Consider the following 23,551-nt stretch of genomic DNA (forward strand, 5'->3'; position numbering starts at 1 on the left):
CTACCTCTTACCATAGCAGTGAAACTTCTAGCATAGAATCCTACAACGCAGAGCGGCTAAAACTCAACGCCGATATGCCAAAAGGCGGGGAGTATCAAGGCATAGATTCTAGTAGTGGTAGTGGCGTGTGGAATATGGAGCAAAACGACCCCGACCCTTTTATGCAGGAATTAAACGTTCAAGGACTCCCTTATGTTGTGTGTGAAATAGAATCTAATGGCAATTTAAAAGTGCTAGAAGATGGGAGAAAATAGAGATTTGCAATACAAAATAAATTGCTTAAGCAAGATATGGGGAAGTTTTACTAAGCTTTATGACTAGCAAAAGCACATAAAAACACAAAGGCAAACAATGGACTACAAAAAGGCATTTTATAGTAAATTAGAGGAATGTTATCTCGGTGCAAAGATAAAAGCCTATGAAAAGGCTAATACAGCACAAAATACACAAAGCAGCACAAGCAACGCACAAAGCGGTTTTAGTAATCTCTTAAAGCTAAAAGAGCAGTATTTTTCCCACATAAAAGCCTACCTAGATTCTGCTATCCCAAATGATGATTTTAACTCACACGATATTTACAACAAGCTTTACACTTTCTTTGATAGCTATCTTAACGACACAGGCACGCCATTTTTCCACGATACGCCGCTGTATAAAAACATTTATGCAAAAGTCTATACCAATTCCAAAGATACAAGCCTTTTTTATAAAACAAAAGACTTATACTATGTCAAAAGTGATACGCTTTATACTAGCCTTACTTTAAGCGATGAAAACGAGCTAGCCCAAATCTACTTTGATACAAGTGAATATACGCAAAATGCTGATAATACCAAGCGAAAGCTTATATTCAAACTTGATAAAATCGAGCAAACAAGCACAGATACACAAGATTCTATACCCACCATTTATATCAAGGTTTTAAGTCAAAAGGATTTATTGCCTAAGCTTAATGCTGTGTTTAAAGAAAATAGCAACGAGTTGAGCGAAGATTTTATAAAATCCCTAAAAGCACATAAAATCCCCCTAGATGAAGCACACATAAAAAAGCTTTTTGCAAGCTATAAAAAGCAAAATGAAGTAGATTTTTTTATCCATAAAAATGCAAGGGCATTTTTACAAGAGCAGTTTGACTTGTGGTTTTATCACTATCTCTATAAAGACAGCGAGTTTCAAGAATGGAGTGTAAAATCCATATCACATTTACAAAGGATTCGCAATATCGCCTTAGAGATAATAGGGCTTATAGGCGATTTTGAAGATGAGCTAAAGGCTGTGTGGTTAAAGCCTAAGTTTGCGAAAAAAGTAAATTATGTCTTTAGTCTTGATTTGATTTTAAGGCATTCAGTATTGAGCGATAAAGCACAAAATACAGCCCTTTTAGATTCTATATGCAAAGACAAAGGCTTTGAAAAGCAAATCAAAGAATGGCAGGATTTAAAGTTTATTGATGAGAGTTTTCAAGCACAAAATATAAGCGAAAAAATATTGAGTGATGACAAATATAAATTCCTACCCCTTGACACAAAGCATTTTAGCAAAGAGGTAAAATATAAGATTCTAAGCGTGTTTGATGATATAGAATCTATTCTTAATGGTGAGCTAATAAAGGCGGATAATTTTCAAGCCTTAAATTCCCTAATGCCAAAATATCAAAACAAAGTGGATTTAATCTATATTGATCCGCCTTACAACACGAGTAACAACGATTTTGTTTATATGGATAAATTTAATCACGCATCGTGGCTTTCAATGATAGCTAATCGCTTGGAATTAGCAAGGGAATTTTTACAAGATAGCGGGAGTATTTTTATAAGCATAGATGATAATGAACAAGCAAGACTTAAAATTTTATGTGATGAGGTATTTGGGGAAGATAATTTTGTAGCAGATTTTGTATGGCAGGGAAAATATACAACTTCTAATGATGCTAAGTATGCTTCAAACCAAAATGAAAGTATTTTTTGTTTTGCCAAAGCTGTTAATAATTTTACTTTTAATCTTTTAGCTAGAACAGAAACTATGAATTCTGCGTATAAAAATCCCGATAATGATCCAAAAGGTGCGTGGAAACCTACGCCCTTACACGCCAAGAGTGGTAGTGAAAATAATCTCTACACTATTACATTTCCTAATGGAACTTCTTGGAATGCTCCAAAAGGTAGGTATCCTAGATATTCTAAAGAAAGATTGATGGAAATTTATCTTGAAAATGGACTTTATTTTAATAAAAATGGCGGTATTGATAAAAAAACTTATTTAAGTGAAGTAAAGCAAGGTAAAACAATAGGAACTTTTTGGAGCTATAAAGAAGTTGGTAGCACACACGAGGGTAATGAGAATTTAGCTTCCATATTAGATAAAGGATTATTTGATAATCCAAAACCCGAAAAGCTATTAAAAAGAATTTGTGAAATAGTTAGCAATGAAGATTCCATAGTTTTAGACTTCTTTGCAGGAAGTGGGACTACACTAGCTGCCGCACAAAAGCTAGGGCGTAAGTGGCTAGGCGTGGAAATGGGAGAGCATTTTTATAAAGTCATACTCCCACGCCTTAAAAAAGTCATAGGGGGATTTCAAAGTGGGATTAGCAAAGAATGCGACTATCAAGGCAGTGGAGCATTTAGATACTACGAGTTAGAATCCTATGAAGAAGCATTAAAAGAATGTGAATATGTGCTTGCAGATTTTCAATGTGAGAGAAAGACAAGCAAGATAGCTGACAATAACATTGAAGCAATCTACCCTGCTAAAGATTATCAAAAAGCACAAAAAATCATTGATTACAGAAAATCCCGCAAACTCATTAAAAAGCTGAATAAGGGCGAAACAATCACGCTAGATATGAGCGGATATAGAAAGGAATTTGATTTATTCCACACTTTAGCAAACTTACAAGGGCTAAAAATCAAGCGATTATTTTTAGATTCTAAAGGTATAGAATCTTGTGAGTTTGATAATGGCGATATTGTATCACTAGACCAAATCGACTTACACACATACCCAAAACTTAAAAATCTCATCTGGTGGGAGTAGGAAATGGCAGAAAAAATAACATTTGCAGAATTTAAGCTAACTGTAAATGAAAAAACCCAAATAGCACAATTGGATCTTTTTGAAAACAAGCAAGAAGATTATTATGAGCTTGATGATGTATCATATATCGTAAATTGTGAGATTATTGATAGGCAATATTTTTGGATATATGTGCGATATGGCAAAGCTAAACCATATTCAGATGAGATTTTAAATGTAGATACTAAATCAATTAGCCAAAATAAAAGAGATCCAAATGAAGTAGAACCAAGACACCAGCTTTTTTGTATATATATCCCAAGTAGAGAAACATTGTATATGTCTAATTTTAAAAAAAATACTTTTTTAGCTACCTACCTAAAAGATCGTTTTAAGAAAGATTTTTCGATTCAAAGATATTATATTGACGAAAAGGATTTTGTAAAGGAAATAATCTCTGTTCAGAGTTTAAAATTTACTGCAGCACAAAATCTCTTTAATTCAGGAATATTTGAAGAAATTAATGATGTGTCAGGGTATGGACAATCCATTAGTTTTACGCTTGAAGTAAAAATAAAAGATCATAAGTTTGATCCCAAAAAGTGTTTAGATTTTTTAATATTTTGGAAGAACAAAAAAGAAAAACAAGAGATTGATAAAATGATTTGCATAGGCAAAGATGATAAGGGGGTTGAAAAACTTTTTAATTTAGATACATATTTAAAGAAAATACAGATTGTCGCAACAAAAAATGAAAATGAGATGTATAATCCACAAGTTATTAAAGAAAATTTGTTGGAGAAGTTGAATGCTAAATAAAATTTATGATAACCATAAAAGATTTATAATACTAGCATTTGTATGTTCCTTTATGTTTTGTTTATTTTGTATGTTTTATTTTTATCAATATAACTGTATTATCCATAAAAATCTTATTAACATTATTGAAAAATTTATTTCTAATATCATTACATTTGTATCAATAAGTTTTGGTTTTTATCTCACAAGTTCCTCTATTTTATTTTCATCACAATATATTAAGACACTGAATAAAGAAGATGAATTAAAACCTAGCCAAAGAAAAATACATACTTTAAAAGAATATTTTAAATTGGCTATCTATAACGCACTATTTACAATTAGTATTAGTTTTTTTGTTTTGCTTGCAATAGCTATTCAAAATGATATTGTTCTAATCATTTTGTTTTCTATTCTTATTGCATTTTTGATTTTAAACTTTATTTTCATATATTTATTATTAAAAGTTTTTGGAAATGCCTTAATTATACAGGCAAGACCAGATAATAATGAATAGGTAAGGAAATGTAATGATTCCGATTCTACTCTCACAAATCTTAAATGATAAACTTAAAACTTTCAACGATCTTTTTGAAAGGCTTGATTTAGTAGGCTTTAATGGCAGTATTAGCCTGCAAGAGTATCAAGTGGCGGCGTTGCAAAAGGCATTATGCAGTTTAAAGCTGTATAGAGATGATACAAAAGAGCTATGCTATGAATACAAACAGGCTTTTAAATACAATGGATTAGATTCTAAAAAAGGCTTAGATATAAAAGAGTTTTGCAATATGGCAAGCTTTTGGATGGCAACAGGCAGTGGCAAAAGTATTGTGATGATAAAGCTTATAAGCCTTATGCAAAAACTTATGAAAAGTGGCGAGATAGAATCTAAGCCCATAATGCTGCTTGTGCCTAATGATAAGATTTTAGATCAGTTTAAAACACATATACAAAGCTTTAATGCGTATCAGCCGATACAAATCACTTACAAAGAGATAAAAGCTTATGATAATCAAAGTTTGCTAGGCTTTGAAAATGTCGTGTTTCTTGGCAGAAGTGATTTGCTAGATATAAAGGAAAATGTCGGCAAAGATTCTAGGGCTAAGAGACTAAATTATGATGATTTAATGCGTGAAAAAGGCTGGTATATCTTGCTTGATGAAGCACATAAGGGCGATAGCAAAGATTCTATAAGAAAAAGCTATATAAGGGACTTAGCAAAAGGGCGAGAGAGGCAGGAGTATCCGCACGGATTTATCTTTAACTTTTCTGCGACTTTTGATAATGATATAGAGCTTTTTACTTGTGCTTTTAACTACAATTTAGAGAAGTTTAATAATGATGGCTATGGGAAAAATATCGTGGTGCTAGATAGTAATCTCAAAGCCTTTAAAGATTCTAAAGTGGATTCTAGCGATGAAAAACTAGAGCGAATACTAGAGAGTTTTATCCTTTTTGTGGGGATAAAGCAGGAATTAAAAAGCTTAAAAGCAAGGTTTGAAAACTTGCATTATCATAATCCTTTAATCATCGCTGTGGCTGATAAAGTCAATACTAAAGATGCGGGGATTAAGCTGTATTTTGAAGCGATTATGAAAATCTTACAAGATTCTAAAGATATAAGCGAGATTGCAAAAAACTTAGCAAAAAAGCTAGAATCTAGCCGTATATATTTCGCTGAAAAAGAGATGAGTAAAGACTTTTTAGAGCGACTTGCAAAAGTGGATTCTAGGGACTTAAGAGAGCAAATCTTTTATGCTAAAGAGACTTCAAGCCTAGAGTGCTGTAAGATTAAGGGGAATAATAAAGAGCTTGCCTTTAAAAGTAAAAATGCGACAAAGCCCTTTTTGCTTTTAAATATCGGTAGCATTAAAGAGTGGGAGAAAAGCTATCTTGATGGGCTAGGCATTGAGAGTGGGGAGGATATGGCAAAGGGGTATTTTGAAGAGCTAAATCACAAAGAATCGCCCATACAAATTATGATGGGAAGCAAGGTGTTTAGCGAGGGGTGGGATAGCAATCGTGTGAATTTCATTAACTTTATCAATATCGGTAGCAAAAAGGCAAAAAAATATGTCCTGCAAACCATAGGGCGAGGGGTGAGAATTGAGCCTTTTAAAGATGTCCGCAAACGACTAAAAGCAAGTAATACACTAGAGTATAACACAAAGGATTCTTTAGGTGATGGGAGTTTGGGCATTGAGAGTGTATTTATTATGGCGACAGAAAATGAAGCGATTGAGTGGATTTTAAAGGGGCTTGAGGGCTTTAGATTCCAAAGTAAGATTACAGGCTTTAAGAGAAATAAAACGCTAGAACCACTGCTTGTGCCAAGCTATAAAAACTCTCATAAAAGCAATGAAACCTTTGTGATTTCACATTGTGATTTTGAGAGATTAAGCAAATATATAGAATCTTATGATGAAGATATTTTGCTTGTATCAAGCGGGATAAATAGAGTGGATTTAGGCTTTAGCACTTTGCAAAAAATACAGCAAAAAATGCGTGATGAAACAAGCAGGGCTTTAGAGATAAAGGGCAATATGCCAAAACTTAAACCACAAAATGCCCTGCATAGTATGGATAGATTTTTCCATACTTCTTTGCTAGAGTTAGAAAAGTTTGTGCCTTGTGAAGATAGCATTACGCATTTTAAAGATTTTATGCTAAGTGGTGATGGGCTTAGTGAGATGATTATAAAAGAGATGAATAAAGCAGTGAAAGAACTAGCACAGACAAAACAAGCTAAAAGCATAAATGAGCTTAAAAAAGAGTTTGAAAAAGGCAAAATCTCACTAGATGAATACACCGAGCAAATCCAAGCTAAACCAACACAAAGAGTAGAAAAACATAGCTATGTTATCACAGCAGAGCTAGCAAAGCACTATTACAGCCCTATGGTTGTAGAATCATATAAAGATTCTACAATCCATATTAACTATGCCATTAGTGAAAGAAGTGAGGTAGAATTTTTAGAGGATTTGCAGAAATATTTACAAGATTCTAAGAACGCATTTAAAGACTATGAGTGGTGCTTTAGCAAGATTGTAGAAAAGCTAGATTCTATATTTATCCCCTATTTTGATACGCAAAGCCAAGAGCAAAGGAAGTTTTACCCCGATTTTATCTTTTGGTTAAAGCATAAGCAAAGCGGGAATTATAGAATCATTTTTGTAGATCCTAAGGGCTTAAGCTTTGAAGCAAACGCAAGGGATAAATTGCAAGGCTTTAAAGAATTATTTTGTGATAAAAAGCTAGATTTTCAAGGCTTAGATATAGAGGTAGATTTGTATTATTACAACAAAGAATCTGGCGTGTCAAAGGATTTTGAAGGGCATATTGCCGCACAGATTTGTGGGCTATTTACACAAACTAAAACGGAGTAAAAATGATTTTTGAAAGACAAGAGTATCAGCAAAACTGCATTGATAATATCAAAGAGATTCTGTCAAATTTTGACTTTACAAAGCAAGATAATTTAAAAGAATGTTTGCAAGACTTTTACAAACGCACACCTATGCCAATACACAATATCAGCGATAAACTACGCTTAGATATTTTAATGGAAACAGGCACGGGCAAAACTTTCACTTATCTTAATCTCATTTTTGAACTTCACAAGCATTTTAAGCAAAATAAATTTATCATCTTCGTGCCAAGAAAGGCGATTTTAGAATCTGTGAAGCAAAATATCAAGCTTACAAAAGACTACTTTTACAGCGAGTATAAAAAGCATTTAAAATCCTATATCTACACAGATAGCAAGTCGCAATCACAAATCATCAATCACTATATCAAAAATACAGATGAGCTAAGTGTGCTTATCCTAACCAATAGTGCCATTGATAAAAAAGATAATTTGCTCAATAAAAATAATGAAAATCTTTTCAATACTAAAAGCATTTTTGAAAATATCGCCGCTCTAAAACCCATTTCTATCATTGATGAGCCGCATTTGCTAAAGGGCGAAGCGTTTAATCGCTACTTTTCTAAGCTTAATTCTCTATATTTCCGCTTTGGTGCGACTTTCCCTAAAGAAAGCGAGTATGCTTTAAGCAATGTCGCTTACTGCCTTGATTCTATCACGGCTTTTAGAGAATACCTTGTCAAACAAATCCGCGTGCATACACTGATACAAAACAACACTGCCCCATTTTTGATAGCCACAAACACAGCTAAACCAAAATCCGCTACTTTTTCCTTTTTTAACAATGGCATAGAAAAACGCACAATGATTTTGCAAAATAACAGCCTAGCCCCACTAGATTCTAGCTTTCAAAGCATTAGTTTAGTCAATGTCAATAAAGACAAAGCCTATTTAAGCAATGGCGAAGTGATAGAAAGCAAAAAGTCCTACAAACTAAGCCAAGATGAAATCACAAGCCTTTTAGAGAGAGCCATCGCCCTGCATTTTGAAAAAGAAGAAGCATTATTTAAGCAAAATATTAAAGCTTTAAGCTTATTTTTTATCCCAGAGATTAAGGACTTTAGAGGGGAAAATCCCTTTATCAAAAACACTTTTGAAAGACTTTATAAACAAAAACGCCAAGAAATTTTACAGAAAAATTTAGATGAAAATTACAGGGCGTATTTGCAAAAAGATTTTGATGAAAATGGAAATTTAAGAGTGCATCAGGGCTATTTTAGCGGCGATAGCAATCTCACAAGCAAAAAGAAAGAAAGCAACAAAGAAACCCTAGAAGCAAATGATATAAAGCTCATTTTGCAAGAAAAAGAGAAGCTGCTCTCTTTTAGCACGCCCTTGCGTTTTATCTTTAGTGTATGGGCGTTGCAAGAGGGCTGGGATAATCCAAATATTTTTACTCTAACCAAACTCGCACATTCTAGCAGTGATGTCAGCCGCCACCAGCAAGTAGGCAGGGGCTTGAGAATTTGTGTCAATAATGAGGGCAAAAGGATTACGCATAAATTTTTAAAATCTAGCGAAAATGAATTTTTTGCTATCAATTACCTAGATATGCTTGTAAGCAGTGAAGAAAGGGGCTTTATTGAAGGGCTGCAAAAAGAAATTATGGATTCTAGCTTTGCCTTAGATGCGAAGTTTATTACTAGAGAAAAACTAGAAGCCTTAGGGCTTGATGATAGCCAGATAAACAGATTGCTTATTGTATTAGAAGATTTACACTTAGTAGAATTTGATAAATCTAGCAATATCTACACCATTACAGCCCCCATTTATGAAAGCATAAAAGACAATGAGAGTTTAAAAAATCTTTTACAAGATAAATTTGAGTGTGTTTTAGAAGCCTTTAAAGCCACAAATACCGCACAAAATCAAGTAGAAAATGCCAACACCCCAAAAGAAAAAGTTACAATCAAATCAAACCTAGCACAAGAGTTTAAAGACCTATGGCGCACAATCAATCAAAAATCAATCCTTATCTATAAAGACATCAAGCAAGATTCCCTAGTGCAATCCATAGCCCATATTTTCAACCAAACCCAAATCCCAAAAGAATCTGTGCGTTTTGAAAGCAAGATTTATGATACAAAAAGCAATAAAATCATCACCAAAGACTTACAAGAAATACGCACAAAAGACTATGCAAAATCCCTTGAAAAAGACTTCAAATCCCTAGCCCTTGACTTTGCTAAAGAGCATAAAATCCCACTTCCCTTTTTGCTAGAGCTTTTAAACAAGCTAAATAAGCAAAATTTCACCAACTCCCCCAAAGCAGCCTTTGAAGCCTTAAAAAACATCTACAAAGAAGAGCTACATAAAAACCTTCTTCTAAGCGTGGGCTATGAGTTTATCCAAAGCTATTCCAACAGCTCCCTTTTATACGATGAAAATGGCAAACCAAAAGAGAATATAGAAGCGCAAAAGCTAGGCAAATTTATCGCCAAAGATTCTAGTAAATCAACGCCCCTAGACCCTCCCTCAAACTATCTTTTTGACAAAGTGATTTATGATAGCCACATTGAAAAAGAAGTCATTACAAACGACCCCCAAACGATAGATAATAAATCCATAATCGTCTTTGCCAAACTTCCTAAATTTAGCATTCCCACACCTTTTAAGCAGTATGAGCCAGATTTCGCCTATCTTTTGCAAGATGAAAATGGGCAGAAAATCTTTTTCATTTGCGAAACCAAAGGCTATGACGATGAACGCTCAATCCCTGAATTAGAGCGAAAAAAGATAGATTATGCAAAAAGATTTTTCCAAAGCTTGCAAGAGAGTCTAAAAGATGAAAATATCAAAGTGCTTTATAGCACACGCATTAACAAGCAAGATTTATTAGCAAGTCTAAAAGAAGCGATACATCAAGCACAAACAAATCAAGTAAAGGAGAGCAAATGATACCTAAAAACGAAGCGATAAAAAAGGGCGTAACAATCATAGATTCTAAGCAGTCTCACAACCAACTCTTAGAAACCCTTAAGGCAAATTTCCCGCAAGTCATTAAAGATAATCAAGTGGATTTAAAGGCTATCGCCACGCTTTTAGGGCTAAATGATAAGGCGGATATACAAGGCTATGAGCTAACATTCACTGGCAAAGGCTTGGCAAATGCCCTGTATAGCACCCCTACACAAAAGCTACTTACATTTGAGACAAGCTTTATCCCACCCCACAGCATAGAATCTGTCATTGCGAGGCAGTCGCAAAGCGACAACAAAGCAATCCAAAATATAGAATCCACTTGTCATACTGAGCCTTTAGGCGAAGTATCTAAAAGTCTAGAATCTAGCCCCCAAACTCCGCAAAACTTCATCATAAGAGGCGATAATTTAGACGCACTTAAAATCCTAAAATCCGCCTACACAGAAAAAATAAAAATGATTTACATTGATCCCCCCTACAATACAAAAAATGAAAATTTTATTTACCCCGATAATTTTAGGAAAGATTATCAAGCGATTTTACAAGAAGTAGGACTGCTTGAGATTGATGAAAATGGTGAAGAAAAAGAGAGTGAAACGCTAAAGTTTTTTAGAAATATACAAGGCTCACGCACACATAGTGGGTGGCTAGCCTTTATGCTCCCACGATTGAAACTTGCTAGAGATTTGCTTAAAGATGATGGCGTGATTTTCATAAGCATTGATGATAATGAGCAAGCAAATTTAAAGATTCTCTGTGATGAAATTTTTGGGGAAGAGAATTTTGTGGCGTGTATAGTTGCAGAATCTGCTCCAGCAGGAACACAAAGCTCTAATTTTATAGCACAGCAACATTCTTATTGCTTGGTATATGCAAAAACAATTTGCGATAATTCACTATCTAAAATAATGCTTACAGATTCTGAATTAACCAAAAAATATGCCGAAAAAGATGAGTATGGAGAATTCTATATTGAGCGATTGTGGAAGCGTGGAATTGGTGGAAGAAAAGAAGATGTGCCTTCACTACATTTTCCTGTTTATTTTGATGAAGCAAAAGATAAAATTTATATTGACGATGAAATTTCAGACCATAAAAATTTAATAAAAATAATCCCTTATCAATCTGTTGGCGTATTAGGCAGATGGACTTGGAGCAAAGAAAAAATGAAATCTGAAAAATATAAACTTATCGTCAAAAAAGTTAATGGTGAATACAAACTACATAAAAAACAATACAAACAAGATGAAATAGGAAAATTACCAAATTCAATAGTAAAAAGTGAAATCGCTAGAACAGAAATAGGCTCTCTTGAACTTAAAGAAATTATGGGCGCAAAAATTTTTGATTATCCAAAATCTGTAAAATTTCTTAAACACCTAATCAAAATATCCACAACAACCCCTAGCACTTCTGCGGGGGGGGGGGGGGAACTCTCGCCGCATAGCGTAGAATCTAGCAACGATAGCAAAGCGTCATTGCGAGGAAGCGAAGCGACCGAAGCAATCCACAATGCGGAATCTAAAAAGCTAGATTCTAGTAGCTTAGATTCTATGGATTGCCACGATTTTGCTAGTGCAAAATCTCGCAATGACGACAAAGCAGATTCTAAAGCACAAGCAGAATCCACAAGCAATTCTAAGATTTTGCAAGAGAAAGCACAAGGGGACAAGGCGGAAGCAGTTGAGATGAGAAATCGCGGTTTTCAAGGCGAAGGCGAAGGGAGTTACCTAAGCGGTAATGACCGAGCCGACAACGCAGAATCCGCGATTTATCGCTCAAATGCAACGCCTGAGATAATTTTAGACTTTTTCGCCGGCAGTGGCACAACCGCCCACGCCATAATGGAGCTAAACAAAGAAGATGGCGGCAATCGCAGATTTATCCTAGTCCAGCTTGATGAGCCTATAAATGAAGAGAAAAATAAAACCGCCTATGATTTTTGTAAAAACGAGATTAAAAGTCAAAATCCAGTGATAAGCGATATAACCATTGAGAGAGTAAAAAGAGCAAGTATAAAAGCGGATAAAAACTTTAGCGGCTTTAGTGTGCTATCCTTAAGTGATAAGCCAGAGCTTATCACAAATGAAAAAGGCACACTAAAACTACTAGATAGCACAATAAGCCCAAGAGATAAAGCCCTAAATCTAGCCTTACAAAGTGGCAAGCCCCTAGACAAACTGCTAGAATCTATCTTTGAAAACAAGCTTTATAAATGTGAAGATTGCTTATATGTAATAGTGTGTGATAAAGAAGTGCTAGAATATTTACGCAATACACAAAATGAATATATTTTCATTGATGCCTTTAGCGATATAAGCCTAGAAAGCTTTTTAAATTTGGATTCTAGCTTAAATGAGCGACTTAGAGTGGTGTATTAGACCTTGAAAGCCAAGGTCATATCCTGCTGCAAACTGATTATGTAAAATTTTATGCTACCATAAGCCCAAACAATTTCATCAAATATCAATCTCAAGGAATCACATGCTCCCTTTTAGCGATGAAGAGCTCTATGCACCCGTGCGAAGCTCGCTTGATCGCGTGCGCCCCATGCTGCTGCGCGATAGCGGGGATATCGAGCTAGTGCGCATCACAGATGGCAGGGTGTATGTGCGACTTCTGGGCGCGTGCAGTGGCTGCGGTGCGGCACATACCACGCTCAAAAATGGCGTAGAAAAGCGGCTGCGCCATGATATCCACCCAGAAATCCAAGTCTTCCAAGAGCTAGAGTCCTAATCGCAAAAGATCACAAGCCCTATTGGCAGCCCTAGAATCCAAACCCAGAATCTACATCAAAGGCAATATGTGCAGCAAATTCAAATCCAAAGTCTCCAAAAACGAAAGCTCATCGCAAAAGGCTTCAAAGCCTTGAGTGCGCGCGAGTTTGATAAAGCAGCGCATTATTTTGGCGAGGCACTTAGGCTAGATTCTAGCGACAAGCAGGCACGCATTGGTGTGCTTATCGCAGATATTGCGCAGGATTTCCCCAAAAAAGCCGAGCTCTTCACCGAGCTTTATCAAATTTTGCTTGCGTCATCACCTCGCTCCCAGCGCGAAAATATCCAAAACCAAATGCTTGATATTCTGCGCGAGTTTGACGAGAGTCTAGGCTACATTAGCCAGCTTACTGAAAAAGAAGAAAGCCTAGAATCCGAGCAGCTCAATGGTATCGCGTATAAAGATTTTGTCGCACTTTGCGAGAAGCAAGGGTTTAAGGAAGTGTTTGAAAATCTAATTTTTAGTAGCAAAATCATCTTCACCCAGCGCAGTGATTTTTATCAGTTTCTTAAAGACCTTATCGAGCATGGCTTTAAGCATATCGCGCTTGCCTATATCGAGGATATGCCTCAAATCGCCTACAACAGCGAGCTCCAAGACATGCTAAAAGACACACTCAAAGAAGATAACAAAAACTAAACCCCATGCAGCTCTACTACAAGCGCGATAACCAAACCCCACGCCCATCAAATCACAGCCAAACCACGCCAACCAGCGCAGCAGGAAGCGTGGGGGTGGATTGCGGGATTTTGGGGCTAGATTTTGTCAATTTGTGCGAAGAGGATATATTGCGCGTGCTTGCCATGCGTAATGATGAGCGTGTGGCGCGCTTCATGTATGCTAAATATATTAGCGAGAAAGCCCACAGAGAGTTTATCGCAAGCCTTGCCACGAATGCGCAGAGTAAATATTGGCTTTTCAAATATGGAGAAGTGCCACTAGGAGTAGGCTCGCTTAGCAGGATCTCACTTGCCAATAAGCATGCTTATATCGGTATCTATACCAACCCTTTTTTGAGCCCTGCGCAAAAACGCGATATCTATGCTAGAAGTGGGTTTAGCAGTGTGGGGGAGATGATTTTATGTGCGCTAGAATCTGGGGCTAGAGAGCTTGGGCTATGTGCGCTCTATCTAGAAGTGCTAGAATCCAACACGCATGCCAGGGCATTTTATCAGCGGCAAGGTTACAAACCACAAGGCAAGCTTGAGGGGTTTGTGCGCACTGCGCCAGATTCTAGCAAGACAGGCTCTAGTCAGCTAGATTCTAGCGCAAGCGATAATGCAAGTGCCAGCAAGCACGGAGGATTTGTAGATGTCCATATCTATGGCAAAAGACTAGACAACACACCAGAATCTAAAAGCCACCATTTGCCAGCCCCACTCCAGCACAACCCCAAAGCCTCTGCACCACTGCGCTCCACACCAAATCGCCCAATCCTTGTAGCAGAGATCTCTGCCAATCACAACCAGAATCTACAACTCGCCAAGCATACTATAAAAGCCGCCAAGCTCGCAGGTGCGGATTTCGTCAAGCTCCAAACCTACACGCCAGAGTGCCTAACCATACGAAGCGATAAATCCTACTTCCGTATAGATTCTGGCACACTCTGGGACGGACAGAGTCTCTATGATCTCTACAAGCAAGCCTACACGCCATTTGAGTGGCATAAGGAGCTTTTTGCCTATGCGCGCTCGCTTGGCGTGGGGATATTTAGCTCGCCATTTTCCCCAGCTGCACTTGAACTACTCGAGAATCTACACTGCCCGATGTATAAAATCGCAAGCTTTGAAATCACCGATACATCATTCATCTCGCTAGTTGCCAGCACGCAAAAGCCCATCATCATCTCCACAGGTGCAGCAAAACACGAGCAGATTTTAGACGCGCTAGAAGCCTGCCATAATGCTGGCAATCACGACATCACACTGCTACTTTGCACCAGTGCTTACCCTGCCCCACTAGAATCCGCCTGCTTGCGCGCTATGCCAGCGCTCGCACGCTATGGGGTGCGCTATGGGCTAAGCGACCATACGCAAGGCGATATATGCGCGCTACTTGCAAGCGCACTAGGGGCAAGCATGATTGAGAAACATTTCATCATCAAGCGCACACTTGGTGGCGTGGATAGTAGTTTTAGCATGGAGGCACGCGAGTTTGCTGCACTCGCACAAAAGATTCAAGACGCCGCACTCGCACTAGGAGATGGAGATTTAGACAAGCGACTAGAATCTAACTCCAGCGTGTTTGCACGCTCACTTTTCATCGTGGAGGATATCAAGCAAGGCGAGATTCTAACCGCACGCAATATCCGCTCAATCCGCCCAGCGCATGGACTGCCGCCAAAGCGTTTAGGCGAGATTCTAGGCAGAAAGGCTAGCAGGGATTTGCAAGTAGGTGAGCCACTGCGTGATGGGGATTTCGAGTAGGATATTTAGGATTTGCTAGCAACAAGAGCAAAACCAGCACACCGAGGGCACGATGTAAGCGTTTAGTCGCGCTGAAAATGGAGCAGGTAAGATTCTAGCTCCTGGAGGACATTATCCCACTGACCATACACATTTTGTGCAAACACCTCTCCCCCGCAAAATCCATTAAAGCGCGTTTTCCCAAGCTCCCCCCAGCGCCAGTCATAGCGCTTATATACAAGTGCTGCGCAAGGAATACCAAGCGCAATGGCAAGGTGAGCGACCACAGAATCCACACTCACAACAATATCCATAGAGCGGATAAGCTTAGCAGTATCATAGAAATCATGGAGCGTGTAGGTATGGAGCTCTAGGGCTTGATTTTCAAGCCATTGCGGTGATGGGCTACAAGAGTCTTGGTGCGACATAGCATGAAGCGCAGAATCTAGATTTGGCATCTTGATTGCCTTTACGCGCGTATCTGGTGCGATGATGGATTCTAGTGGCTCTGGCTGGAGCGAGTGCAAGCAAAATCGCAAGCCCTTTTTCGCACAGCTCTCAAAGCTCTCCAGCAGCTGCCCTAGCGGAATTGATTTGTGTTTGGCATAGGCGAAATTGGGATTAGAGTGAAAAAACACACCAATTTGCAAGGGCTTATCCCTAGAGACTTGCGAAGCTGGCATGCTTGCAAAATCAAGCATATGCTGCAAACTCGTCTGGCGTATGGTCTCTTGTGCAGAATCTAGCAACACACCAAAATCCATTTCATGAGTATCTTTATTAGAATCCATGCTAGATTCTGCCCCAGATTCTAGCTTCGATAAAGAAGCATGCTCAAAAATCCGCGCAAGATAAGTGGCATTATGTGCAAAATCATCGATAAGCGAAATCCCCAGCACATAAGGCAAGCTCGGGAGACTTATGCAGTAGTCAAAGTTATTAAACCACTCATTGACCACACAAAAACGCTTGGCAAAAAGCTGGCGTATAGGTGGCTGGACATAGAGATATTTCTCCTTGCATACCAGCATATCCACAAAGCGCGCAAACATAATCGTATCACCAAAACCCTGCTCGTGAAATATCAACACGCGCGCGTTTTTGATACACTCGCGGATTGCTGCAGGCTCTAGTAGCCCAGCAATATGGCGCTTGCTGACAAAAAACCGCGTATTATCCATTTCCTGCTTTGGCAACTTTAATCGCTCTTGATAGTAGCTAAACCCACGCTCAAACACCCCCACGCTTAGGAGCAGGTGTGCGTAGTTGATGACATATTCAAGCTTAGGGGAGATCATGTGGGCTTTTTGATACATGCGTTCAGCCTCACGACTTTTACCTGCATAGCGCAAAGCGTTTGCATAGTTGAAATAAAACTCTGCGCGCGAGTTATTGTAGGCATGATAAAGCTCTTCACTCTCGCCTAGTTCCCGTAGCCTTGGCGCAAAGTAAGGATCGAGACTCTTATACAGAGCTAACGCACAATCCATATCATCAATGAGTGTGTAGGTGTGCGCGAGATTGAACTGCGCCTCAAGGCTTGGGCAAGTCTTGTATAGTGCGATGGCTTGGGTATAAGAGCCAGCTTTAGCATAGAGATTAGCAAGATTATAGGCAGCTTGAGTGTCATTGGGCGAGAGCTTTAGGACTTCTTGGTAGAGAGCAATTGCATTTGGGGTATCATCGGCTTGGCTTAGGATTCTCGCTAGATTAAAATAAATGTCAGGATTAGCACTTGGTAGAAATGGCAAAAGCGTTAGTGCAGCGTTTTTTAGCTGACCGCCTTTACGCAAAAACTCGGAGAGATTGATTGCGATTGTCTCATCACTTGGAGCTAGGGTGCGGGCATTTGTGAGATACTCAATTGCTTTTGCCATATCTCCTAAATAGTAGAGACTCATCGCGCAAATAAACCATACTTGTGCAAGGAGTTTTACATTGATTTGCTCGCCATTTTGTGGGCTTTGGGTTGGATTTGGTGCTAGATTCTGGGGGGCTTGGGGATTTTGCGTGCTAGATGGCGAAGTATGCGGATTGCCTGGATTTACATGTGTGCTGGTGAGAAACTGCGTAGCAAGGGCAATGGCTTTAGCGTAGTCCTGCTGCTCGTAGGCTCGCACAAGAGCGGTGAAAATCTCAGCAAGTGCGGCGGGAAGCATACCCTACTCTATGTATCTAGTTGTATTGTGCATTGGACTGCGCCAGATGGCGCTGGGAGACTATTTGGCGTTTTCTTTGCGGTATTCGAGAATCATCGCATAGACTTCGTCTTTTAGGCGGAGCTTTTGCTTTTTGAGCACTTCTATCTCCATGGGTGCGAGTGGCTCAATCCCCTCTTCAGCATTTTTGATTTTTTGATCAAGATCATTATGCTCATCAAAAATCTTTTCAAAATGTGCGTTATTCATCTTTAGCGTGTGGATCTCATCGCGATACTCGTGAAACATGCTATCTCCTTATAGATTTGGATATGCCAGCAATTGTAACATGTTAAGCTTAAATTCTGGTTGCAAGCTTAACATGCAGGCAAGTCCCTAAGCTCCATGCTAGAGGTAAAGACTCCAAAGCCCATAAGACTAGCTTAGATCTTTTGCGCCTTTATCATATCTGCGATGAGAAATGCCAGCTCAATTGCCTGCGTGGCGTTTAGGCGCGGATCACACTGGGTGTGGTAGTTGCAGGCTAGCCCTTCTTCAGTGATTGCCTGCGATCCGCCGATACATTCTGTTACATTCTCACCCGTCATCTCCAAATGCACGCCTCCGGCATAGCTGCCATTTGCACGATGAATTGCAAAAAAGCTTTTCACCTCATCTAGCACGCTGTTAAAATCTCGCGTCTTATAGCCATTGGCTGCTTTAATCGTATTTCCATGCATAGGATCGCAGCTCCAGAGAATCTCTCGCCCCTCGCCGTTGATAGATTCTAGTAGAGCTGGGAAATTACGCTTGATGGTATCTGCGCCCATGCGCACGATGAGATTAAGCCGACCCGGGATATTATGGGGGTTTAGCTTATCGCAAAGCCCTAAAATCTCTTCTTTTGTCGCTGTTGGACCCACTTTCACGCCAAGCGGATTATGCACGCCTCGCAGAAACTCGACATGCGCCTCATCAAGCCCCCTAGTGCGCTCGCCAATCCAAAGCATATGCGCACTGCAGTCATACCACTGCCCTGTGAGTGAATCCTCACGACAGAGCTGCTCCTCATACTGCAGCACAAGCGCTTCATGACTGGTGTAAAACTCCGTCTCACGCAGCGTAGGTAGCGTGCTAGAATCTATCCCGCAGGCTTTCATAAAATCCAGCGCCTGGGTGATTCTACTAGCAAGCTCCTCATACTTTTGCCCAAAAGCATTATCTTTGACAAAGTTTAGATTCCACTTATGCACTTGGGCAAGATCGGCAAAGCCCCCTTGCGCAAAAGCACGCAAAAGGTTAAGCGTAGCAGCGCTTTGGTTATAGGCTTGCAAGAGACGGCGTGGATCATGTTCCCTAGATTCTGGCTCAAACTCCATGCCATTTATCATATCGCCTCGGTAGCTTGGCAGCTCCACACTACCATTAGATTCTACATCACTTGAGCGAGGTTTGGCAAACTGCCCCGCAATGCGCCCTACCTTCACGATTGGACAAGAAGCACCAAAGGTTAGAATCGCACCCATTTGAATAATGACCTTGAAAAGATCTCGAATATGCACAGCATTAAACTGCGAGAAACTCTCCGCACAATCTCCGCCCTGGAGCAAAAATGCCTCGCCCTTGCACGCTTGCGCTAGACGAGCCTGCAGCGCCCTAGCCTCTCCGGCAAACACTAGCGGAGGATAAGAGCCAAGCTCTTTTTCAATGGATTCTAGCTGGGCTTGGTCTGGGTAAATGGGGGATTGTTTAATAGGGAAGCTACGCCAAGAGTCTTTGCTCCATGCCAATGGAGCTGGGCTTGATAAAGTCGATGAAAAGCCATGCGGTGAATGCGCCATAAGAATCCTTAGAATCGTTGATAGAGTGCTTGTATTGTAGCATACAAATCCGCGCGATACTGCACAATAAGCGAGACAAACATCAGCGCAAACACTGCGATAACCATAGCGCGCACGAAGCCTACACCTTTCTTCAGTGCTAGTTTTGAGCCCATATAGCCTCCAAGCATATTGCAGACGATAAGCGGGAGGGCGAGCAGATAGAGCACGCTACCATTAAGGATAAATGCGATAAGAGAGCCAATCCCAGAGCCTAGGTTTATGAGTTTAGCATTACCGCTAGCATAGAGCAAATCCATACCAAGCACAAGATAGAATCCAAAGATAAGAAAACTCCCAGTCCCCGGTCCAAAATATCCATCATAAAATCCAATACTAAGTGTCAGTAGCGGAGTGATGATGAAAGTTTCTGTATGTGAGAAGTCGCTCCTACCAGCATGGAATTTGCGTGGGATAAGGGCGAGCAGCGCACTTAATGGCAGCAGAATCAAAATCACACTTTTTAGCGTGCTCTCTTTTGTAGCCACGACAACTTCAGAGCCGATATATGCCCCCACACTCGCGCATACCACGCCGATAGCTACGATACGCCAGAGGATTTTGCCATGAGCGATGAAATTTGCACTTGCCACTGCTGTGCCAAAGATGACTATACATTTATTTGTCCCAAGCGCTAGATGGGGTGGGATACCAGCGAGCAATAAACTAGGCGTAGAGATAAATCCACCACCCCCAGCGATAGAATCCACAAATGCCGCGATAAAAAATGCCATGCAAAGCGCACCAAATACTAGCGCCCAATGCTCCCCAAGATATGTGTGCATATACACGCCAATTTCTGCCATGCTCGACCTTTACCTAGATTCTGCTATAATCGCGGATTTTAGCGCCATTATGCTTAAACCCACGGCAAAGGAGCCCTAGTGAATAAAAGCACAATCATCGACGACAAACTTCTCTCCAAGCTTGAACGACTTGCAATGATTGATTTGGAGGAAGCACAAAAAGCAAAGGTCGCGGATAATCTCAATGAGATTTTGGGATTTATTGAAAATCTTAGTGCGGTGGATACGGATTCTATCTCACTAGAGAGCCATGCCAAAACCCCGCTACGCGATGATGTGCCACACGATTCAGGCATTGCTGGTGATGTCCTAGCGCATGCACCAAAAGCACAGGATAACTATTTCATCGTGCCTAAAATTATTGAATAAGCAGTTTAAATTCGTCGCTAGATTTGCCAGAATCTAGCCCACTAGCTACGCCAAGAATCCACCATAGCAGGATACAGCCCCATGCAAGATACAACAAGTTTCCATGACCACATAGAAATCATTGGAGCAAAAGAGCATAATCTCAAAAATATCCACCTAAAAATCCCCAAAAACAAGCTTGTCGTTTTTACTGGACTCTCCGGTAGTGGGAAATCAACGCTCGCATTTGATACGCTCTATGCCGAGGGACAGCGACGATATATCGAGTCGCTATCAAGCTATGCCAGGCAGTTTTTAGATCGTGTGGGCAAACCCGATGTCGATAAAATCAATGGACTCACCCCCGCCATAGCAATCGACCAAAAGACCACGAGTAAAAACCCGCGCTCCACTGTTGGCACAATCACTGAAATTTATGACTACTTGCGACTGCTGTATGCGCGCATAGGCAAGCAGCACTGCCATCTTTGTGGCAAGCCTATCTCATCGATGACTTCAAGCGATATTATCGCGCAGGTCCTAGCTCTCCCAGAAAATGCCAAAATGATGATTCTCGCCCCCATCGTGCGGGAGAAAAAAGGAAGCTTTGCCGATAAGATTCTCGAGCTTCGGCAAAAAGGCTTCGTGCGCGCATATATCGATGGTGTCATGGTGCGGCTCGATGAGGAAATAGCACTAAGCAAGACCAAAAAACACACCATAAAGCTCATTATCGATCGCTGCGTAAGTGCTCCAGAGAATCACACCAGAATCGCCCAAGCAGTTGAAAAAGCGCTTAAAGAATCTTTTGGCGAAGTAGAAATTGAATATAGCGTAGATGAGCAAAGCCACCTGGTGCATTATTCTGAGCATTTTGCGTGCTTTGACTGCAAGGTGAGCTTCGAACCACTCGAGCCACTAAGTTTTTCGTTTAACTCCCCAAAAGGCGCATGTGAGAGCTGCTCTGGGCTTGGGAGCAAATATAGCATTGATGTCAAAAAGATTCTAAACACCTCGCTCCCACTCGCAGATGGTGGGATTAAAGTAGTTTTTGGCTTTAATCGCAACTATTATGCCGAGCTTTTTCGAGCATTTTGCAAGCAAAGCGGAATCGATAGCAAAAAGAGCTTTGATGAGTTAAACGCAGCACAGCAAAGCTCGCTACTCTATGGCAATGCAGATGAAGTGGAGATTTTGTGGCGCAATAGCACACTAAAACGCCCATGGAAAGGGATTCTCCAAATCGCGTATGATATGTTTAAAGACGAGCGTGATTTGCACGACTACATGAGCGAGAAGCCCTGTGATGCGTGCGGGGGCAATCGACTCAAGCCAGAATCTTTAAGCGTCAAAATCGCTGGCTTAGGGCTTGGTGAGGTGATCGCTATGCCAATTGAAGAGAGCTATGCGTTTTTTGCCGATGATAAAAACTTCGCATATTTGAACGAGCAGCAGCGCTTCATTGCCACGCCGATTTTCAAAGAAATCATCGAGCGGCTGTTTTTCCTTGTCGATGTGGGGCTAGGCTATCTTACCTTGCGTCGTGATGCACGCACGATAAGCGGCGGAGAGAGCCAGAGAATCCGCATTGCCAGCCAGATTGGCAGCGGACTCACTGGTGTGATGTATGTGCTCGATGAGCCGAGTATCGGGCTGCATGAGCGCGATACGCTAAAGCTCATCAATACACTGCGTAATCTCCAGCAAAAGGGCAATAGCGTCATCGTTGTCGAGCATGATAGGGAGACAATCGCAAGCGCGGATTTCATCGTGGATATTGGACCAGGTGCTGGTAAAAATGGCGGGGAAGTCATCTATAGCGGCAATTTGGCAGGCATGTTAAAGGCAGACACACTCACAGCGGATTTTATCAACCGCAAACGAGATATCTCCTATCAGCACGATCGAGCACAAGAACAATGGCTGCATATCAAAAATGTCAGTATTAACAATATCAAAAACCTAAGCACTAAGATCCCGTTGGGAAATTTTGTGTGTGTAACAGGGGTTAGCGGTAGTGGGAAAAGCTCGCTGATACTCCAGACATTGCTACCTGTGGCACAAGAAATTCTCAATAATGCACGCAAGATCAAAAAATGCGATGGTGTAGAAATCATAGGGCTGGAGCATTTGGACAAGGTTATCTACCTTGATCAAAGCCCCATAGGTCGCACCCCTAGGAGCAACCCAGCCACCTACACAGGCACGATGGACGAAATCCGCACTCTCTTTGCCAATACCAAAGAAGCCAAGATTCTGGGCTTTGGCGTGTCGCGCTTTAGCTTCAATGTCAAAGGTGGGCGCTGTGAAAAATGCCAAGGCGAGGGGGAGATCCGCATAGAAATGCACTTCCTCCCAGATGTGCTAGTCAAATGCGATCTCTGCCATGGCGCGAAATATAATCCCCAAACCCTCCAAGTCAAATACCGCGACAAATCGATTGCAGATGTGCTGGAGATGAGCGTGGATAGCGCGTGCGAGTTTTTCGCCAAAATCCCCAAAATCCACCAGAAGCTAAAAACCCTGCAAGATGTAGGACTAGGCTATATCACGCTAGGGCAAAATGCCATCACGCTAAGTGGCGGGGAAGCACAGAGAATAAAACTCGCAAAAGAGCTTAGTCGCAAGGACACTGGGCGCACGCTTTATGTGCTTGATGAGCCCACCACTGGGCTGCATTTTGGCGATGTAGATCGACTCACAAAAGTGCTACATCATCTCGTCGAGCTTGGCAATAGCGTCATTGTCGTCGAACACAATCTCGATCTCATCAAAAATGCCGACTATATCATCGACATGGGACCAGAGGGCGGAGATAAAGGCGGGGAAGTGATATTTGCTGGCAGTGTGGCAGAGTGTGTGCAGGCTGCGAAAGATTCTCGAAGCTACACGGCAAAATTTTTAGCCAAAGAGTTAGAGGAGCAAAACAAGACATCAAGCTAGGCGTAGCTAAAGCAAGCTTCTTTAGAAATTTGCTTCGCTTGTTTTGGGCGAGCGGTGTGCGTGATTTTGCTAGTGCGAGTGGTGCTTGCAC

Annotated in this window: 15 protein-coding genes and 2 pseudogenes; 13 read left to right on the forward strand and 4 right to left on the reverse strand. The window is 40.6% G+C overall.

Annotated elements, in window-relative coordinates; genetic code table 11:
* The 11 genes and pseudogenes from Q0171_RS07710 to pseI form a co-directional block, all read left to right on the forward strand.
* Positions 1 to 254 (forward strand): annotated as a pseudogene (locus tag Q0171_RS07710) (saccharopine dehydrogenase family protein); the annotation flags it as partial.
* A 97-nt stretch (positions 255 to 351) separates the two neighbouring features.
* Entirely contained in the window at positions 352 to 3,036 is a 2,685-nt protein-coding gene (locus tag Q0171_RS07715) for a site-specific DNA-methyltransferase (protein WP_299328583.1), read from the forward strand.
* A 3-nt stretch (positions 3,037 to 3,039) separates the two neighbouring features.
* Entirely contained in the window at positions 3,040 to 3,834 is a 795-nt protein-coding gene (locus Q0171_RS07720) for a hypothetical protein (protein ID WP_299328586.1), read from the forward strand.
* On the forward strand, positions 3,824 to 4,330 hold the full coding sequence (locus Q0171_RS07725) for a hypothetical protein (protein ID WP_299328589.1): 507 nt from the start codon (positions 3,824 to 3,826) through the stop codon (positions 4,328 to 4,330). Before Q0171_RS07720 ends, Q0171_RS07725 begins: the two co-directional genes overlap by 11 nt.
* A 13-nt stretch (positions 4,331 to 4,343) precedes the next feature.
* Complete coding sequence (locus Q0171_RS07730) at positions 4,344 to 7,199, forward strand: DEAD/DEAH box helicase family protein (RefSeq protein ID WP_299328592.1); 2,856 nt, start codon at positions 4,344 to 4,346, stop codon at positions 7,197 to 7,199.
* Positions 7,200 to 7,201: 2 nt separating this feature from the next.
* Positions 7,202 to 10,138, forward strand: coding sequence for a DEAD/DEAH box helicase family protein (locus Q0171_RS07735; RefSeq protein ID WP_299328595.1), 2,937 nt, complete (start codon positions 7,202 to 7,204; stop codon positions 10,136 to 10,138).
* Complete coding sequence (locus Q0171_RS07740; protein ID WP_299328598.1) at positions 10,135 to 12,543, forward strand: site-specific DNA-methyltransferase; 2,409 nt, start codon at positions 10,135 to 10,137, stop codon at positions 12,541 to 12,543. Before Q0171_RS07735 ends, Q0171_RS07740 begins: the two co-directional genes overlap by 4 nt.
* A 103-nt stretch (positions 12,544 to 12,646) precedes the next feature.
* On the forward strand, positions 12,647 to 12,898 hold the full coding sequence (locus Q0171_RS07745; protein ID WP_299328600.1) for a NifU family protein: 252 nt from the start codon (positions 12,647 to 12,649) through the stop codon (positions 12,896 to 12,898).
* A 69-nt stretch (positions 12,899 to 12,967) separates the two neighbouring features.
* Positions 12,968 to 13,579: a histidine kinase gene (locus tag Q0171_RS07750; protein ID WP_299328603.1), complete on the forward strand. Its 612-nt coding sequence runs from the start codon at positions 12,968 to 12,970 to the stop codon at positions 13,577 to 13,579.
* 5 nt (positions 13,580 to 13,584) lie between these two features.
* Positions 13,585 to 14,151 (forward strand): annotated as a pseudogene (gene pseH, locus Q0171_RS07755) (UDP-4-amino-4,6-dideoxy-N-acetyl-beta-L-altrosamine N-acetyltransferase); the annotation flags it as partial.
* A gap of 198 nt (positions 14,152 to 14,349) precedes the next feature.
* On the forward strand, positions 14,350 to 15,366 hold the full coding sequence (pseI, locus tag Q0171_RS07760) for a pseudaminic acid synthase (RefSeq protein ID WP_299328635.1): 1,017 nt from the start codon (positions 14,350 to 14,352) through the stop codon (positions 15,364 to 15,366).
* Between the two features lie 62 nt (positions 15,367 to 15,428).
* Here the strand turns inward: pseI and Q0171_RS07765 are convergent, their stop codons facing one another.
* The 4 genes from Q0171_RS07765 to Q0171_RS07780 all read right to left on the reverse strand — a co-directional run bounded on the left by Q0171_RS07765 (position 15,429) and on the right by Q0171_RS07780 (position 20,169).
* The gene (locus Q0171_RS07765; RefSeq protein WP_299328606.1) at positions 15,429 to 17,504 is read right to left on the reverse strand and encodes a tetratricopeptide repeat protein; all 2,076 of its coding nucleotides are present in this window, start codon (positions 17,502 to 17,504) and stop codon (positions 15,429 to 15,431) included.
* Positions 17,505 to 17,564: 60 nt separating this feature from the next.
* Positions 17,565 to 17,792, reverse strand: coding sequence for a YdcH family protein (locus Q0171_RS07770; protein WP_299328610.1), 228 nt, complete (start codon positions 17,790 to 17,792; stop codon positions 17,565 to 17,567).
* A 134-nt stretch (positions 17,793 to 17,926) separates the two neighbouring features.
* A complete protein-coding gene (locus tag Q0171_RS07775; protein WP_299328613.1) occupies positions 17,927 to 19,324 on the reverse strand; it encodes a class II 3-deoxy-7-phosphoheptulonate synthase in 1,398 nt (465 codons plus the stop codon).
* Between the two features lie 8 nt (positions 19,325 to 19,332).
* Positions 19,333 to 20,169, reverse strand: coding sequence for a TSUP family transporter (locus tag Q0171_RS07780; RefSeq protein ID WP_299328616.1), 837 nt, complete (start codon positions 20,167 to 20,169; stop codon positions 19,333 to 19,335).
* 78 nt (positions 20,170 to 20,247) lie between these two features.
* On the opposite strand from Q0171_RS07780, the gene gatC reads away from it, so the two are divergent.
* The gene (gene gatC, locus Q0171_RS07785; RefSeq protein WP_299328619.1) at positions 20,248 to 20,538 is read left to right on the forward strand and encodes an Asp-tRNA(Asn)/Glu-tRNA(Gln) amidotransferase subunit GatC; all 291 of its coding nucleotides are present in this window, start codon (positions 20,248 to 20,250) and stop codon (positions 20,536 to 20,538) included.
* An 81-nt stretch (positions 20,539 to 20,619) separates the two neighbouring features.
* On the forward strand, positions 20,620 to 23,460 hold the full coding sequence (gene uvrA / locus Q0171_RS07790) for an excinuclease ABC subunit UvrA (protein ID WP_299328621.1): 2,841 nt from the start codon (positions 20,620 to 20,622) through the stop codon (positions 23,458 to 23,460).
* Positions 23,461 to 23,551: the final 91 nt, after the last annotated feature.

Source organism: uncultured Helicobacter sp., assembly GCF_937906905.1.
In the GTDB taxonomy this organism is placed as follows: domain Bacteria; phylum Campylobacterota; class Campylobacteria; order Campylobacterales; family Helicobacteraceae; genus Helicobacter_B.